This window comes from Streptomyces sp. AC627_RSS907 (genome assembly GCF_019049165.1).
In genome coordinates this window covers 21,738-37,042 of the sequence record NZ_JAGMUE010000017.1, presented here as the reverse complement: position 1 = coordinate 37,042, position 15,305 = coordinate 21,738, and the positions used below count along the sequence as shown (strand labels likewise).

At 69.6% G+C, this 15,305-nt stretch carries 15 protein-coding genes; 12 read left to right on the top strand and 3 right to left on the bottom strand.

The window, feature by feature from the left end:
- Positions 1-69 precede the first annotated feature (69 nt).
- Positions 70-576 (bottom strand): GNAT family N-acetyltransferase, encoded by a 507-nt coding sequence (locus KUM32_RS05335; RefSeq protein WP_217140624.1) that lies wholly within the window; start codon positions 574-576, stop codon positions 70-72.
- A gap of 97 nt (positions 577-673) precedes the next feature.
- Here KUM32_RS05335 and KUM32_RS05330 point away from each other — a divergent pair, with 97 nt between their 5' ends.
- Entirely contained in the window at positions 674-1,957 is a 1,284-nt protein-coding gene (locus tag KUM32_RS05330) for a geranylgeranyl reductase family protein (RefSeq protein ID WP_217140623.1), read from the top strand.
- Here KUM32_RS05330 and def read toward each other — a convergent pair whose 3' ends face one another.
- Both def and KUM32_RS05320 read right to left on the bottom strand, forming a co-directional pair.
- Positions 1,958-2,623 (bottom strand): peptide deformylase, encoded by a 666-nt coding sequence (gene def / locus KUM32_RS05325; RefSeq protein WP_217140622.1) that lies wholly within the window; start codon positions 2,621-2,623, stop codon positions 1,958-1,960.
- Between the two features lie 142 nt (positions 2,624-2,765).
- Positions 2,766-3,626, bottom strand: coding sequence for a C40 family peptidase (locus tag KUM32_RS05320; protein WP_217140621.1), 861 nt, complete (start codon positions 3,624-3,626; stop codon positions 2,766-2,768).
- Between the two features lie 765 nt (positions 3,627-4,391).
- On the opposite strand from KUM32_RS05320, the gene KUM32_RS05315 reads away from it, so the two are divergent.
- Genes KUM32_RS05315 through nuoK form a run of 11 tightly spaced genes read left to right on the top strand, consistent with a single transcriptional unit; the run spans position 4,392 to position 15,295 of the window.
- Positions 4,392-4,751: an NADH-quinone oxidoreductase subunit A gene (locus KUM32_RS05315; protein ID WP_003974383.1), complete on the top strand. Its 360-nt coding sequence runs from the start codon at positions 4,392-4,394 to the stop codon at positions 4,749-4,751.
- 12 nt (positions 4,752-4,763) lie between these two features.
- A complete protein-coding gene (locus KUM32_RS05310) occupies positions 4,764-5,318 on the top strand; it encodes an NADH-quinone oxidoreductase subunit B family protein (protein WP_018528252.1) in 555 nt (184 codons plus the stop codon).
- Complete coding sequence (locus tag KUM32_RS05305) at positions 5,315-6,094, top strand: NADH-quinone oxidoreductase subunit C (protein WP_217140620.1); 780 nt, start codon at positions 5,315-5,317, stop codon at positions 6,092-6,094. The genes KUM32_RS05310 and KUM32_RS05305 overlap by 4 nt, the downstream gene beginning before the upstream one ends.
- Complete coding sequence (locus KUM32_RS05300; protein WP_217140619.1) at positions 6,091-7,425, top strand: NADH-quinone oxidoreductase subunit D; 1,335 nt, start codon at positions 6,091-6,093, stop codon at positions 7,423-7,425. The genes KUM32_RS05305 and KUM32_RS05300 overlap by 4 nt, the downstream gene beginning before the upstream one ends.
- Positions 7,422-8,294 (top strand): NADH-quinone oxidoreductase subunit NuoE, encoded by an 873-nt coding sequence (nuoE, locus tag KUM32_RS05295; RefSeq protein WP_217140618.1) that lies wholly within the window; start codon positions 7,422-7,424, stop codon positions 8,292-8,294. The genes KUM32_RS05300 and nuoE overlap by 4 nt, the downstream gene beginning before the upstream one ends.
- Positions 8,291-9,640, top strand: a complete 1,350-nt coding sequence (gene nuoF, locus KUM32_RS05290) for an NADH-quinone oxidoreductase subunit NuoF (RefSeq protein WP_217140617.1) — start codon at positions 8,291-8,293, stop codon at positions 9,638-9,640. Before nuoE ends, nuoF begins: the two co-directional genes overlap by 4 nt.
- Entirely contained in the window at positions 9,637-12,141 is a 2,505-nt protein-coding gene (locus tag KUM32_RS05285; protein WP_217140616.1) for an NADH-quinone oxidoreductase subunit G, read from the top strand. The genes nuoF and KUM32_RS05285 overlap by 4 nt, the downstream gene beginning before the upstream one ends.
- A complete protein-coding gene (gene nuoH / locus KUM32_RS05280; protein ID WP_217140615.1) occupies positions 12,138-13,511 on the top strand; it encodes an NADH-quinone oxidoreductase subunit NuoH in 1,374 nt (457 codons plus the stop codon). Before KUM32_RS05285 ends, nuoH begins: the two co-directional genes overlap by 4 nt.
- Positions 13,504-14,145 carry an NADH-quinone oxidoreductase subunit NuoI gene (gene nuoI / locus KUM32_RS05275; RefSeq protein ID WP_217140614.1) on the top strand — a complete coding sequence of 214 codons (642 nt, stop codon included), beginning with the start codon at positions 13,504-13,506 and terminating at the stop codon, positions 14,143-14,145. The genes nuoH and nuoI overlap by 8 nt, the downstream gene beginning before the upstream one ends.
- Positions 14,142-14,999, top strand: a complete 858-nt coding sequence (locus tag KUM32_RS05270) for an NADH-quinone oxidoreductase subunit J (RefSeq protein WP_217140613.1) — start codon at positions 14,142-14,144, stop codon at positions 14,997-14,999. The genes nuoI and KUM32_RS05270 overlap by 4 nt, the downstream gene beginning before the upstream one ends.
- Complete coding sequence (gene nuoK / locus KUM32_RS05265; protein WP_003974374.1) at positions 14,996-15,295, top strand: NADH-quinone oxidoreductase subunit NuoK; 300 nt, start codon at positions 14,996-14,998, stop codon at positions 15,293-15,295. The genes KUM32_RS05270 and nuoK overlap by 4 nt, the downstream gene beginning before the upstream one ends.
- The last annotated feature ends 10 nt before the right edge of the window (positions 15,296-15,305 follow it).

The window sequence follows — 15,305 nt, the reverse complement described above, 5'->3', positions numbered from 1 at the left end:
CCGAAGCCGGACCGCCCGGACTCCGCCCGAAGCGTCGGGCGGCCTACGGCGACGGACGCCCGCTCTCCGTCACAGCGCGAGCCGGTAGCAGTGCCCCTCCTGGCTGGACGTCGGGATGGTGAAGACCTCGGCGAGCCGCATGCCCAGCCGCTCGGCGACCGCTATGGACCGCGCGTTGCGGGCGTTGACCATCGCGACCACCTCCGCGACGCCGGCCGCGCGCACCCGCTCCAGCGTCTGCCGGGCCGCCGCCGTGGCGTACCCCTTGCCCCAGTACGCCCGGCCGAGTCGCCAGCCGATCTCGATCTCGCCCCTGGGCCCCCAGTCCCGCGGCCACGGCTGGGCGCCGGTGAAGCCCATGACCCGGTCGTCCTCGTCCACCATGGTCCACAGGCAGAAGCCGTGCTCGGCGTCGTGCCGGCGCTGGCGGGCGGTGAGCTCCTCGTAGACGGACAGCTCCGCGGACCTCCCGCCATGGAACTCCATCACGTCCGGGTCGTCGAAGACCCGGTGCCAGGCGACGGCGTCCTCATCGGTGGGGACGCGCAGCCTTACTACAGGCAGAGCTCGGTTCACTGGGCAGCCCTTCAGCCGGGTGATCGGTGACGCTGAATAGACTGCCCGTGTCCAGTGCCCGTCGGCACCACATTTCGAACTCTGGGGAGATCCCGCCGTGACCGAGCCCCTCTCCGACAACACCGCCGATGTGATCGTCGTGGGCGCGGGGCCAGCCGGCTCCACCACCGCCTACCACCTGGCCAAGGCAGGGCTCGACGTCCTCCTGCTGGAGAAGACCGCCTTCCCCCGGGAGAAGGTCTGCGGTGACGGCCTCACCCCGCGCGCGGTCAAGCAGCTCGTGGCCATGGGCATCGACATCTCCGAGGAGGCCGGCTGGCTGCGCAACAAGGGCCTGCGCATCATCGGCGGCGGCACCCGGCTCCAGCTGGACTGGCCGGATCTGGCCTCCTTCCCCGACTACGGACTCGTCCGCAAGCGCGACGACTTCGACGAGCAGCTCGCCCGGCAGGCCCAGAAGGCCGGTGCCCGGCTGTACGAGCGCTGCAACGTCGGCGCCCCCGTCGTGGACGACCGCACGGGCCGCATCACCGGTGTGCACGCCAAGCTGGGCGAGGAGAAGCGGGAGGTCACCTTCCACGCCCCGCTGGTCGTGGCCGCCGACGGCAACTCCACCCGCCTCTCCCTCGCGATGGGCCTGCACCGCCGCGAGGACCGTCCGATGGGCGTCGCGGTCCGCACGTACTTCACCTCGCCCCGCCACGATGACGACTACCTCGAGTCCTGGCTGGAACTGTGGGACCGCCGCGGCCCCCAGGACCGCCTCCTGCCGGGTTACGGCTGGATCTTCGGCATGGGCGACGGGACGTCGAACGTCGGCCTGGGCGTGCTGAACACCTCCGCCTCCTTCAAGGAGCTCGACTGGCGCGAGATCCTCAAGGCCTGGTGCGCCTCCATGCCGGAGGACTGGGGTTACACCCCGGACAACATGACCGGCCCGATCCGCGGCGCGGCCCTGCCCATGGCCTTCAACCGCCAGCCCCACTACACGAGGGGCCTGCTGCTGGTCGGCGACGCCGGCGGTCTGGTGAACCCCTTCAACGGCGAGGGCATCGCCTACGCCATGGAGTCCGGCCAGATCGCCGCCGACGTCATCGTCCAGGCGCACGCGCGGGCCACGCCGGCCCAGCGCGAGGTCGCCCTGCAGCGCTACCCGCGCGTCCTGAAGGACACCTACGGCGGCTACTACACGCTGGGCCGCGCCTTCGTGAAGCTCATCGGTAACCCGAAGGTCATGCAGATCGCGGCCCAGCGCGGCCTGACCCACCCCGTCCTGATGAAGTTCACCCTGAAGATGCTCGCCAACCTGACGGACCCGACGGGCGGCGACGCGATGGACCGCATCATCAACGGACTGAGCAAGGTCGCGCCGAAGGCCTGATCAGTCGAGTGCCGCGGCGTTCCGGTCGAGTGCCGCGGTATTCCGGTCGAGTGCCGCGGCGTTGGCGGCCCGGCGCGCGAGGACCTCGTCCCGCCGGTCCGCCGACTGCCGCAGCGCCGCCTTCCGTTCCCGACGGGAGAGCCGGTCCAGGTAGACGTGCCCGTTCACGTGGTCGGTCTCGTGGGCGAGACAGCGCGCGAAGTAGCCGGTGCCCTCGACGACGAGCGGACCGCCGTCCTTGTCCAGGCCTCGCACGACGGCTCGGTCGGGCCGCGGTACGGGCATCGTGGCGCCCGGCACCGACAGGCACCCCTCGCCCTCGTCGAGCAGCCGCCGCGCGGTGGGCTCGAGGGGTTCCAGCACGGGATTGACCACGTGCCCGACATGGCGGACGCCGTGGTCGTCGGGGCAGTCGTACACGAACAGGCGCAGGCCGACGCCCACCTGATTCGCCGCCAGCCCGGCGCCCTCCGCGACGTACATCGTGCGGAACATGTCGTCGATGAGCGCGGCGAGGTCGGGTCCGAACTCGGTCACGTCCCGGCACGGCTTGTGCAGCACCTCTTCACCGACCTCGGTGACCCGGCGTACCACCCCGCGCCGGGCCTCCGGAGCCAGCGGCGGATACGAGGCGGTGGGCCGCCCCTGTACGAACACACTCGGCATGACGTTCTCTCCCTCGGCTCGTGGACGGGCCGGTGGGAACCGGCCCGCGCCGAGCTTGCCAGGAGACGCCGGAGTGGCGCGAGAGCGCGAAGGGCCGCAGCCCCCGAGCGGCTGCGGCCCTTCGTACGGATGTACCCGCGCTCTACAGCACGCGCACCGCGCCGCTCGGCGGGTCGTACGACAGCGGCTTCATGACGACGCCGGTGGCCGAGTTCTGCGCGCCGACGAACATACCGTCGCCGACGTAGACGCCCACGTGGTACGCGCTGCCCGCGCCGCCCCAGTACAGGATGTCGCCCGGCTGGAGGTTGCTCAGCGAGACCTGGGTGCCGGCGGTCGACTGGGCCTGGGAGACGCGCGGCAGGTCGATGTTGACCTGCTTGAAGGCGGCCTGCACCAGACCGGAGCAGTCCCAGGAGTTGGGGCCGGTGCCGCCGGAGACGTAGGCGTCGCCGATCTGGGCCTGCACGAAGGAGACGACCGCGGCGGCCGAACCGGTGGCCGTGGAGGTGCTGGTGCTGACGCTGCTGCCCGTGCTGCCGGTGCTGCGCGAGTTGTCCGTGCTGTCGGAGGAGCCGGTGTCCACCGAGGCGCTGAGGGTGGCGCGCTGGGCGCTGCGCGCGGCACGCTCGGCGGCCTTCTCGCGCGCGGCCTCCTGGGCCTTCTTCTTCGCCTCCTCGGCCTTCTTCTTGGCCTCGGCGAGGTCGGCCTTGGCCTTCTTGGCCGCCTGGGCGGCGGCGGCGTCGCGCTCGGCCTGCAGCTCGTAGCTGGCGGCGGCCTGCTGCGTGACGTCCGCGGACTGGGCCACCTGAGCGGCCAGGTCGGCCGTCAGGGTCGGCAGTTCGAGCGTCTGCGTCACCGGCTCGGCCGCGTTGGCCGAACCCGACGCCCCGGCCACTGCCAGGGTGCTGAGGACGCCACCGGCAACTCCGGCCCGCATCGCGATGGTCGACGCGCTGCGGCGGGGCTTCCGGTGGCTGCGTATGTGAGCGGTGTGGGACATAGGGACAACCGGTATCAGGACCTCCTGCATACCTTCAAGAAACGTGTGCTCCGCCACAGTTGTTCAGTGGGCCTTCGAATCCCGGGCGTGTCGCCTCTTATTGACGCCCTAACGGACATTGTGGACGGGCCGTAACCGGCCTGTGATCACGGCCTTTGATCGTTACGCCCGAATTGCCCTGCGCTTACCACTTGTTGGCACAGATGGCCAAGCCCGGTTTTGGGACGCCTCTCGCGAATGTGGCGCAGGTCACGGAACGGTCGGCCCGACGGGCGCGTCCCCCGCGCGAAGGCCGGCCCGGCCGGTGTTCCGTGGCGCTCGTGAACGCGTGCACGTGTCCACATCGCACCCTCGCGTCCCTCCGAGGTGTGAACGGGGTCCTCTACCAAGGGATCCCGTCCAGCACCAATTTGCATGCAAGGGAAGCATCTTGATATGGAGACGCCCGCCGGACATGCCCCCTGGCCAGCGGTGATGAACGAAAATGTCACCTCTGGTGATCAGCTGAACGCTTCTTGTGTGAAGATCACCGCTCATCCGACTTCATGATCCTTCGTCAGGTGGTGGAGATCACAAAGCTTGTGCAATACCCCGTGTCGCAGATCACAGAGTCACGGGCATAAGATGCGGAGCAGTTGGGCTTGTGACCTGCTTCACATGTTCGCGATCTTCGCCGGGACGAGCGGGGCTCGTGGTGCTGCTGGGGCGGTTGCAGGTCCGATGCAACCGCCAGCAGTCAGTGCCGACTGAGAGGAGCGAGGAGCGGTGAACGCGTATGCGCCCATCCTCGTACTGGGAGCCCTCGGGGCAGGCTTTGCGATCTTCTCCGTGGTCATGGCCACGCTGATCGGTCCGAAGCGGTACAACCGGGCGAAGCTCGAGGCCTACGAGTGCGGCATCGAGCCGACCCCCACGCCGGCCGGTGGCGGGCGCTTCCCCATCAAGTACTACCTGACGGCGATGCTCTTCATCATCTTCGATATCGAGATCGTCTTCCTCTACCCCTGGGCCGTCACCTTCGACGCCCTGGGGATTTTCGGGCTCGTGGAGATGCTGCTCTTCGTGCTCACCGTCTTCGTCGCGTACGCGTACGTATGGCGGCGCGGCGGCCTGGAATGGGACTGAGGGGCCTTTGACATGGGACTCGAAGAAAAACTGCCGAGCGGCTTCCTGCTCACCACCGTCGAGCAGGCCGCGGGCTGGGTGCGCAAGTCGTCCGTCTTCCCCGCCACCTTCGGCCTCGCCTGCTGCGCCATCGAGATGATGACCACCGGCGCCGGCCGCTACGACCTGGCGCGCTTCGGCATGGAGGTCTTCCGCGGCTCACCGCGGCAGGCGGACCTGATGATCGTGGCGGGCCGGGTCAGCCAGAAGATGGCGCCGGTGCTGCGGCAGGTCTACGACCAGATGCCGAACCCGAAATGGGTGATCTCCATGGGGGTCTGCGCCTCCTCGGGCGGCATGTTCAACAACTACGCGATCGTCCAGGGCGTCGACCACATCGTGCCGGTCGACATCTATCTCCCCGGCTGTCCGCCCCGGCCCGAGATGCTGATGGACGCCATCCTCAAGCTCCACCAGAAGATCCAGAGCTCCAAGCTCGGTGTGAACGCGGAGGAAGCGGCCCGCGAGGCGGAGGAGGCGGCGCTCAAGGCCCTGCCCACCATCGAGATGAAGGGGCTGCTGCGGTGAGCGACGCCGACAACACCAAGGGTGACGCGAACGGGGTGAACCCCGAGAAGGACCTGTCCGCGGAGAACCTCCCGGGCCAGCGCGGCCAGGGCGGTGAGGAGATCCGCGTCCAGCGCGGGATGTTCGGCGCCAACAACGGCGGCGACACCTCCGGCTACGGCGGACTGGTCCGCTCCGTCCGGCTGCCCGGGCCGGCGAGCAGGCCCTACGGCGGTCCGGGCGGCGCGGACGGGTACGGAGACTTCGACGAACTCGCCGACGAGCTCGAGGGCGCGCTGGAGGAGCAGGGACTCCTGCCGGACAACGCCATCGAGAAGACGGTCGTCGACCGCGGCGAGCTGACCTTCCACATCGAGCGCGAGCACCTGGTCCGCGTCGCCCGCACCCTGCGCGACGACCCGGCGCTGCGCTTCGAGCTGTGCACCGGCGTCAGCGGCGTCCACTACCCGAACGACAAGGGCCGCGAGCTGCACGCCGTCTACCACCTGCGCTCGATCACCCACAACCGGCTGATCCGCCTCGAAGTCAGCGCCCCCGACAGCGACCCGCACATCCCGTCGCTGGTCTCCGTCTACCCGACGAACGACTGGCACGAGCGCGAGACGTACGACTTCTTCGGCATCGTCTTCGACGGTCACCCGGCCCTGACGCGGATCATGATGCCGGACGACTGGCAGGGCTTTCCGCAGCGCAAGGACTACCCCCTCGGCGGCATCCCCGTCGAGTACAAGGGCGCCCAGATCCCGGCTCCGGACCAGCGGAGGTCGTACTCGTGAGCAGCACACAGTCAGCGTCCGCGGCATCGGCGCGCGAGACCACCGAGGGCACCGTCTACACGGTCACCGGCGGCGACTGGGACGAGGTCGTGCAGCAGGCGGCCCGCTCCGACGACGAGCGCATCGTCGTCAACATGGGCCCCCAGCACCCCTCCACCCACGGCGTGCTCCGCCTCATCCTGGAGATCGACGGCGAGACGGTCACCGAGGCCCGCTGCGGCATCGGCTACCTGCACACCGGCATCGAGAAGAACCTCGAGTACCGGACCTGGACGCAGGGCACCACGTTCGTGACGCGCATGGACTACCTGACGCCGTTCTTCAACGAGGCGGCGTACTGCCTGAGCGTCGAGAAACTCCTCGGCATCGAGGACCAGATCCCGGACCGGGCCTCGGTCATCCGGGTCCTCCTGATGGAGCTGAACCGGCTCTCCTCGCACCTGGTGTGCATCGCCACCGGCGGCATGGAACTCGGCGCCACCACGATCATGATCTACGGCTTCCGCGATCGTGAACTGATTCTCGACATCTACGAGCTGATCACCGGCCTCAGGATGAACCACGCGTACATCCGCCCGGGCGGACTCGCCCAGGACCTGCCGCCCGGCGCGGTGGACCAGATCCGCGCCTTCGTCAAGAAGATGAAGAAGAACCTCCCGGAGTACGACAAGCTCGCCACCGGGAACCCCATCTTCAAGGCCCGGATGCAGGACGTCGGCTACCTCGACCTGGCCGGCTGCATGGCCCTCGGTGTCACCGGTCCCGTCCTCAGGTCGACCGGCCTGCCGCACGACCTGCGCAAGACCCAGCCGTACTGCGGCTACGAGACGTACGACTTCGACATCCCGACCGCCGACACCTGCGACTCCTACGGTCGCTTCCTGATCCGGCTGGAGGAGATGCGCCAGTCGCTCCGGATCGTCGAGCAGTGCCTGGACCGGCTCCAGCCCGGCCCGGTCATGGTCGCCGACAAGAAGATCGCCTGGCCGGCCCAGCTCGCCCTGGGACCGGACGGACTGGGCAACTCCCTCGACCACATCAAGAAGATCATGGGCACCTCCATGGAGGCCCTGATCCACCACTTCAAGCTGGTCACCGAGGGCTTCCGCGTGCCGCCGGGACAGGCGTACACGGCGGTCGAGTCTCCCAAGGGCGAGCTAGGGGTGCACGTCGTGTCGGACGGCGGCACCCGCCCCTTCCGGGTCCACTACCGCGACCCGTCCTTCACCAACCTGCAGGCCATGGCGGCGATGTGCGAGGGCGGCCAGGTCGCCGACGTCATCGTCGCCGTGGCCTCCATCGATCCCGTGATGGGAGGCGTCGACCGGTGACCACCTCTTCTTCCGAGCGGGGCGTCAGCCTGGGCATGCCGGAACTGCCCGCGCCCGCCTACCCGGACGACGTCCGGGCCCGCCTGGAGACCGACGCGCGCGAGGTCATCGCCCGCTACCCGGACTCCCGGTCCGCCCTCCTGCCGCTGCTGCACCTCGTGCAGTCCGAGGAGGGGCACGTCACGCGCACCGGGATGCGGTTCTGCGCGGACATGCTGGGCCTGACCACGGCCGAGGTCACCGCGGTCGCGACCTTCTACACCATGTACCGGCGCAGGCCGAGCGGTGACTACCAGGTCGGGGTCTGCACCAACACGCTGTGCGCGGTCATGGGCGGCGACGCGATCTTCGAGTCCCTCCAGGAGCACCTGGGTGTCGGCAACGGCGAGACCACCGAGGACGGAAAGGTCACGCTGGAGCACATCGAGTGCAACGCGGCCTGCGACTTCGCGCCGGTGGTGATGGTCAACTGGGAGTTCTTCGACAACCAGACCCCGGCGAGCGTCAGGCGCCTCGTCGACGACCTGCGCGCGGGACGGCCGGTGACGCCCACGCGCGGTGCGCCGCTGTGCACCTTCAAGGAGACCGCCCGCATCCTGGCGGGCTTCCCCGACGAGCGGGACGGCGCCGTCGCGGCCGGCGGCAGCGCGGGACCCGCCTCCCTGGCCGGCCTGAAGCTGGCCAAGGGCGAGGCGCCCGCCGCGCGCGTGGTGCACCCGCGGGACGGCGGGCCGCACGACACGCCACAGGACCGGGCCGTGCACGACCCGTCACCGACGGAACACCTGAGCTCGCACGACGCGCCGCAGGACACATCGGCCTCCGACCCGGCCAACCCGGCAGGGCCCACCGCCGAGGAGGGGGAGTGATGACTGTGGCAGCCGAGATCAAGGACACCAGTCCGGAGAAGCTGCTCGCACCCGTGCTGTCGGCCTTCTGGGACGAGGACGAGTCCTGGACTCTCGACGTCTACCGGAGGCACGAGGGCTACGAGGGGCTCCGCAAGGCGCTGGCGATGTCGCCGGACGACCTGATCGCATACGTCAAGGACTCGGGCCTGCGCGGACGCGGCGGCGCCGGGTTCCCCACGGGGATGAAGTGGCAGTTCATTCCCCAGGGGGACGGCAAGCCTCACTATCTGGTTGTCAACGCCGACGAATCGGAGCCGGGGACCTGCAAGGACATCCCGCTCCTCTTCGCGAACCCGCACAGCCTCATCGAGGGCATCGTCATCGCGTGTTACGCCATCAGGTCTTCGCATGCCTTCATCTATCTGCGGGGTGAAGTCGTCCCGGTGCTGCGGCGGCTGCACGAGGCCGTGCGCGAGGCCTACGCGGCCGGCTTCCTCGGCGAGAACATCCTGGGCAGCGGACTCGACCTCGAACTCACCGTGCACGCGGGCGCGGGCGCGTACATCTGCGGTGAGGAGACCGCACTGCTCGACTCGCTCGAAGGCCGCCGGGGCCAACCGCGGCTTCGTCCCCCCTTCCCTGCCGTCGCGGGCCTCTACGCGTGCCCCACTGTGGTGAACAACGTCGAGTCGATCGCATCGGTTCCCGCGATCCTGAACAAGGGCAAGGACTGGTTCAGGTCGATGGGCAGCGAGAAGTCCCCGGGCTTCACGCTGTACTCGCTCAGCGGTCACGTCGCGAGCCCCGGCCAGTACGAGGCCCCGCTCGGCATCACGCTGCGGCAGCTCCTCGACATGAGCGGAGGCATGCGCCCCGGCCACCGGCTGAAGTTCTGGACACCGGGTGGCTCCTCGACGCCGATGTTCACCGCCGAGCACCTCGACGTGCCGCTCGACTACGAAGGAGTGGGCGCAGCCGGTTCCATGCTCGGCACCAAGGCACTCCAGTGCTTCGACGAGACGACCTGCGTGGTGCGTGCCGTCACCCGCTGGACCGAGTTCTACGCGCACGAGTCCTGCGGCAAGTGCACCCCCTGCCGCGAAGGGACGTACTGGCTCGTGCAGTTGCTGCGCGACATCGAGGCCGGCAAGGGCTCGATGAGCGACCTCGACAAGCTCAACGACATCGCCGACAACATCAACGGCAAGTCCTTCTGCGCCCTCGGCGACGGTGCCGCCTCGCCGATCTTCTCCTCGCTCACGTACTTCCGCGAGGAGTACGAGCAGCACATCGCGGGCCGCGGCTGCCCCTTCGACCCGGCCAAGTCGACGGCCTGGGCCGACCGCACGGAGGTGAACGCATGACCGTGACCACCAGTGCTCCCTCAGGCGGGGGAGAGGCGGCGGTCCCGCCGGAGGACCTCGTGTCGCTGACGATCGACGGCGCCGAGATCAGCGTGCCCAAGGGCACCCTGGTCATCCGCGCCGCCGAACAGCTCGGCATCGAGGTCCCCCGGTTCTGCGACCACCCTCTCCTCGACCCGGTCGGCGCCTGCCGGCAGTGCATCGTCGAGGTCGAGGGCCAGCGCAAGCCGATGGCGTCCTGCACCATCACCTGCACCGACGGCATGGTGGTGAAGACCCACCTCACCTCGCCGGTCGCCGAGAAGGCCCAGCAGGGTGTGATGGAGCTGCTGCTCATCAACCACCCGCTGGACTGCCCGGTCTGCGACAAGGGCGGCGAGTGCCCGTTGCAGAACCAGGCGATGTCGCACGGCCAGGCCGATTCGCGCTTCGAGGGAAAGAAGCGGACCTACGAGAAGCCCGTGCCGATCTCCACGCAGGTGCTGCTCGACCGCGAGCGGTGCGTGCTGTGCGCCCGCTGCACCCGGTTCTCCAACCAGATCGCGGGCGACCCGATGATCGAGCTGGTCGAGCGGGGAGCGCTCCAGCAGGTCGGCACCGGCGAGGGCGACCCCTTCGAGTCGTACTTCTCCGGCAACACCATCCAGATCTGCCCGGTCGGCGCGCTCACCTCGGCGGCGTACCGGTTCCGCTCCCGCCCCTTCGACCTGATCTCCTCGCCGTCCGTGTGCGAGCACTGCTCCGGCGGCTGCGCGACCCGCACCGACCACCGGCGCGGCAAGGTCATGCGGCGGCTGGCGGCGAACGAGCCCGAGGTCAACGAGGAGTGGATCTGCGACAAGGGGCGCTTCGCGTTCCGGTACGCGCAGCAGCGGGACCGGCTGGAGACCCCACTGGTGCGCAACGCCGAGGGCGACCTGGAACCGGCCTCCTGGCCGGAGGCCCTGCAGATCGCCGCGCAGGGACTGCTCGCCTCGCGGGGCCGGACCGGTGTGCTGACCGGTGGCCGGCTCACCGTCGAGGACGCCTACGCGTACAGCAAGTTCGCGCGCGTGGCGCTCGACACCAACGACATCGACTTCCGCGCCCGCGTGCACAGCCCGGAGGAGGCGGACTTCCTCGCCTCCCGGATCGCCGGACGCGGCCGTGACCTCGACGGTACGGGGATCACGTACACCGCGCTGGAGAAGGCGCCCGCCGTCCTGCTGGTCGGGTTCGAGGCCGAGGAGGAGGCGCCCGGCGTCTTCCTGCGACTGCGCAAGGCCTGGCGCAAGCACGGACAGAGGGTCTTCTCGCTGGCCACGCACGCCACACGGGGCCTGCGCAAGGCCGGCGGCACCCTGCTGCCCGCCGCTCCCGGTACCGAGACCGAGTGGCTGGACGCGCTGGCGAGCGGCGTCGGCCTGGAGGACGACGGTGCCCGGGCCGCCGAGGCACTGCGCGCCGAGGGTGCCGTGATCGTCGTGGGCGAACGGCTGGCGTCCGTGGCCGGCGGCCTCACCTCCGCCGTACGGACCGCCACGGCGACCGGCGCCCGGCTGGCGTGGATCCCGCGCCGGGCCGGGGAGCGCGGCGCGATCGAGGCGGGGGCGCTGCCCTCGCTGCTTCCGGGCGGGCGCCCGGCGACCGACCCGCGCGCGCGTGCGGAGGTCGCCGCGGTCTGGGGCCTGGCCGACCTCCCGCATCGCTACGGCCGCGACACGGGCGAGATCGTCGAGGCGGCGGCCCGGGGCGAGCTCCAGGCACTGCTGGTGGCGGGCGTCGAGGTCGCCGACCTGCCCGACCCGGCACGCGCGCGGGCGGCGCTCGCCGAGGCCGGTTTCGTGGTGTCGCTGGAGCTGCGGCCCAGCGAGGTCACCGAACTCGCCGACGTCGTGCTGCCCGTCGCCGCGGTCGTCGAGAAGGCCGGAACCTTCCTCAACTGGGAAGGCAGGGTCCGCTTCTTCGAGGCCGCCCTCAAGCCCGACCAGATGACCCGCCGCCTGCCGCCCACCGACGCGCGCGTGCTCCAGATGCTGGCCGACGCCATGGACGTGCACCTGGGCCTGCCGGACCTGCGCACCACCCGCGCGGAGATCGACCGGCTCGGGCCCTGGGGCGGACCGCGGGCCGGTGAGCCGGTGCACACCGCGAGCGCGCTGCCGCGACCGGCCGCCGGAGAGGCCGTACTGGCCGGGCACCGGCTGCTGCTCGACCAGGGGGTGCTCCAGCAGGGCGACGAGGCACTCGCCGGCACCCGGCACGCCGCACACGCGCGCGTGTCGGCCGCCACGGCCGCCGAGGCGGGTGTCAAGGACGGCGACCTCCTGGCCGTGACCGGTCCCGCCGGTGCCGTCGAACTCCCGCTGCAGGTCACCGAGATGCCGGACCGGGTGGTCTGGCTCCCGCTGAACTCGGCCGGTACCGGGGTCGCCTCCGACGCCGGGGTGCTGCCCGGGTCCCTCGTCCGCATCGGCCCGGCGACGCCCGCGGGCGTCGCCCCCAAGGAGGTGGAGGCATGAGCCCGTCCCTCGCTGCTGAAGACCTCTCGATGTTCGGTACCGACCCCTGGTGGCTGGTCGTCATCAAGGCGGTGTTCTGCTTCGCCTTCCTGATGGTGACCGTGCTGTTCTCCATCGTGTGGGAGCGCAAGGTCGTCGCCTGGATGCAGCTGCGCATCGGACCGAACCGGCACGGCCCCTGGGGCATGCTCCAGTCGCTCGCCGACGGCATCAAGCTGATGCTCAAGGAAGACGTCGTCGTCAAGCGCGCCGACAAGGCGGTGTACATCCTGGCGCCGATCGTCGCGGCCATCCCGGCCTTCATGGCGATCGCGGTGATCCCCTTCGGGCCGGCCGACGAGGTCTCGGTCTTCGGCCACCGCACCGCCATGCAGCTGACCGACCTGCCGATCGCCATGCTGTTCATCCTGGCGGTCGCCTCGGTCGGCATCTACGGCATCGTGCTCGCGGGCTGGAGCTCCGGATCGACGTATCCGCTCCTCGGCGGCCTGCGGTCCTGCGCGCAGATGATCTCCTACGAGATCGCGATGGGCGCCGCGTTCGCCTCGGTGTTCCTCTACTCGGGTTCGATGTCGACGTCGGAGATCGTCGCGCAGCAGACCGACCGCTGGTACATCGTGCTGCTGCCGGTCTCCTTCATCCTCTACATCGTGACGATGGTCGGCGAGACCAACCGCGCCCCCTTCGACATGCCGGAGTCCGAGGGCGACCTGGTCGGCGGCTTCAACACCGAGTACTCGTCGATCAAGTTCGCGATGTTCATGCTCGCCGAGTACGTGAACATGGTGACGGTCTCGGCGGTCGCCACCACCCTCTTCCTCGGCGGCTGGCGGGCCCCGTGGCCGGTCAGCACCTTCTGGGAGGGCGCCAACCACGGCTGGTGGCCCCTGCTCTGGTTCGTGGTCAAGGTCCAGTTGCTGCTGTTCTTCTTCATCTGGCTGCGCGGCACGCTCCCGCGCGTCCGCTACGACCAGCTGATGAAGCTCGGCTGGAAGGTCCTCATCCCGGTCTCCCTGGTCTGGCTGATGCTGGTCGCGACCGTACGGGCCCTGCGGAACGAGAACTACGAGTTCACGGACATCGCCCTCTACATCGGCGGCGGCGTCCTGGTCCTGCTGGTGCTGTCCTTCGTCGTGGACATGTTCCGCGACAAGGGCCGGCAGGCCGAGGCCCCCGTCGAGGAGCCGGCCGCCTTCGACCCGATGGCCGGAGGGTTCCCCGTACCGCCGATGCCCGGACAGGAGCTGCCGCCGGTGCCGCGACGCCGTCGGCGCCGGGAGCCGGAGCTGATTGTCAGTGGTGGGCCCGATACTCAGAGTGACGGATCTCTGGGCGGATCTACGGATGGAAAGGAGGCGTCCGATGGCTGAGGAACCGAAGGAGACCAACCCCGGTTTCCTGAACCCCGTGGCCGGCTTCGGCGTGACCTTCAAGGCCATGTTCAAGAAGCGGCTCACGGAGCAGTACCCGGAGCAGCAGAAGACCACCGCTCCGCGTTTCCACGGACGGCACCAGCTCAACCGCCATCCGGACGGCTTGGAGAAGTGCGTCGGCTGTGAGCTGTGCGCCTGGGCGTGTCCCGCCGACGCGATCTACGTGGAAGGCGCGGACAACACCGACGAGGAGCGCTACTCGCCGGGTGAGCGGTACGGCCGCGTCTACCAGATCAACTACGCCCGCTGCATCCTGTGCGGCCTGTGCATCGAGGCGTGCCCGACGCGCGCGCTGACGATGACCAACGAGTTCGAGCTGGCCGACTCCAGTCGCGCCAACCTCATCTTCACCAAGGACCAGCTGCTGGCCGGCCTGGAGGAGGGGATGGTCGACTCACCCCACGCCATCTATCCGGGGGCCGACGAGCAGGACTACTACCGGGGCCTGGTGACCGGGGCGGCGCCCGGCACGGTGCAGCAGGTCGCCCACTCCGAGGGCGAGGTCGTCCAGGAGGCCGACTCGACCTTCGGGCCGGAGGAACCGGCGTCGGAGGAGGTGATCCGCCGATGAGCGCGCAGCTCGCCGCCGCAGCGGCTCTCTCCGCCGGCACCTCCACCGGAGAGGCCGTCCAGTTCTGGATCCTCGGCACGGTCGCGGTGATCGGCGCCCTGTGCACCGTCTTCATGAAGAAGGCCGTGCACAGCGCGCTGTGCCTCGCCGGAACCATGATCGTCCTGGCGGTGTTCTACCTCGCCAACGGTGCCTACTTCCTCGGCATCGTGCAGATCGTCGTCTACACCGGCGCCATCATGATGCTGTTCCTGTTCGTGGTGATGCTCGTCGGCGTCACCGCGGCGGACTCCCTGAAGGAGACCATCAGGGGCCAGCGCTGGCTGGCCCTGCTGTCCGGGCTCGGCTTCGGCATCCTGCTGGTCGCCGGTATCGGCAACGCGTCCGTCACGGAGTTCAGCGGCCTCGCCCAGGCCAACGCGAACGGCAACGTGGAGGGCATCGCGTCCCTCATCTTCACCAAGTACGTCTTCGCCTTCGAGATCACCGGCGCGCTGCTGATCACGGCCGCCGTCGGTGCCATGGTGCTCACCCATCGCGAGCGCACCGAGCGGGCCGCCACCCAGCGCGAAATGGCCGAGCGGCGCGTCCGTGAGGGCACGTACCTGCCGCCGCTGCCCGCGCCCGGCGTGTACGCCCGGCACAACGCGGTCGACATCGCGGGTCTGCTGCCCGACGGCACCCCGTCCGAGCTCACCGTCAGCAAGACGCTGCGCGAGCGGGGCCAGATCCGTGATGTGTCGATGGAGGCGCTGGGCGACCTCAAGGCCCTGGAGCAGCGGACCGAGGAGCGCCTGGAGCGCAAGGCGGTCGAGCCTCCGAACTTCAAGCGGTCCGAGGAGGCGTCGAAGTGAACCCCGTCAACTACCTCTATCTCGCAGCCCTGTTGTTCACGATCGGCGCCACCGGCGTGCTCATCCGGCGCAACGCGATCGTGGTGTTCATGTGCATCGAGCTCATGCTCAACGCCTGCAACCTCGCGTTCGTCGCCTTCTCCCGGATGCACGGCAACCTCGACGGCCAGATCATCGCCTTCTTCACGATGGTCGTCGCCGCCGCGGAGGTCGTGGTCGGGCTCGCGATCATCGTGTCCCTGTTCCGTTCACGCCACTCGGCCTCGGTCGACGACGCCAGCCTGATGAAGCTGTGAGGGGCTGAAC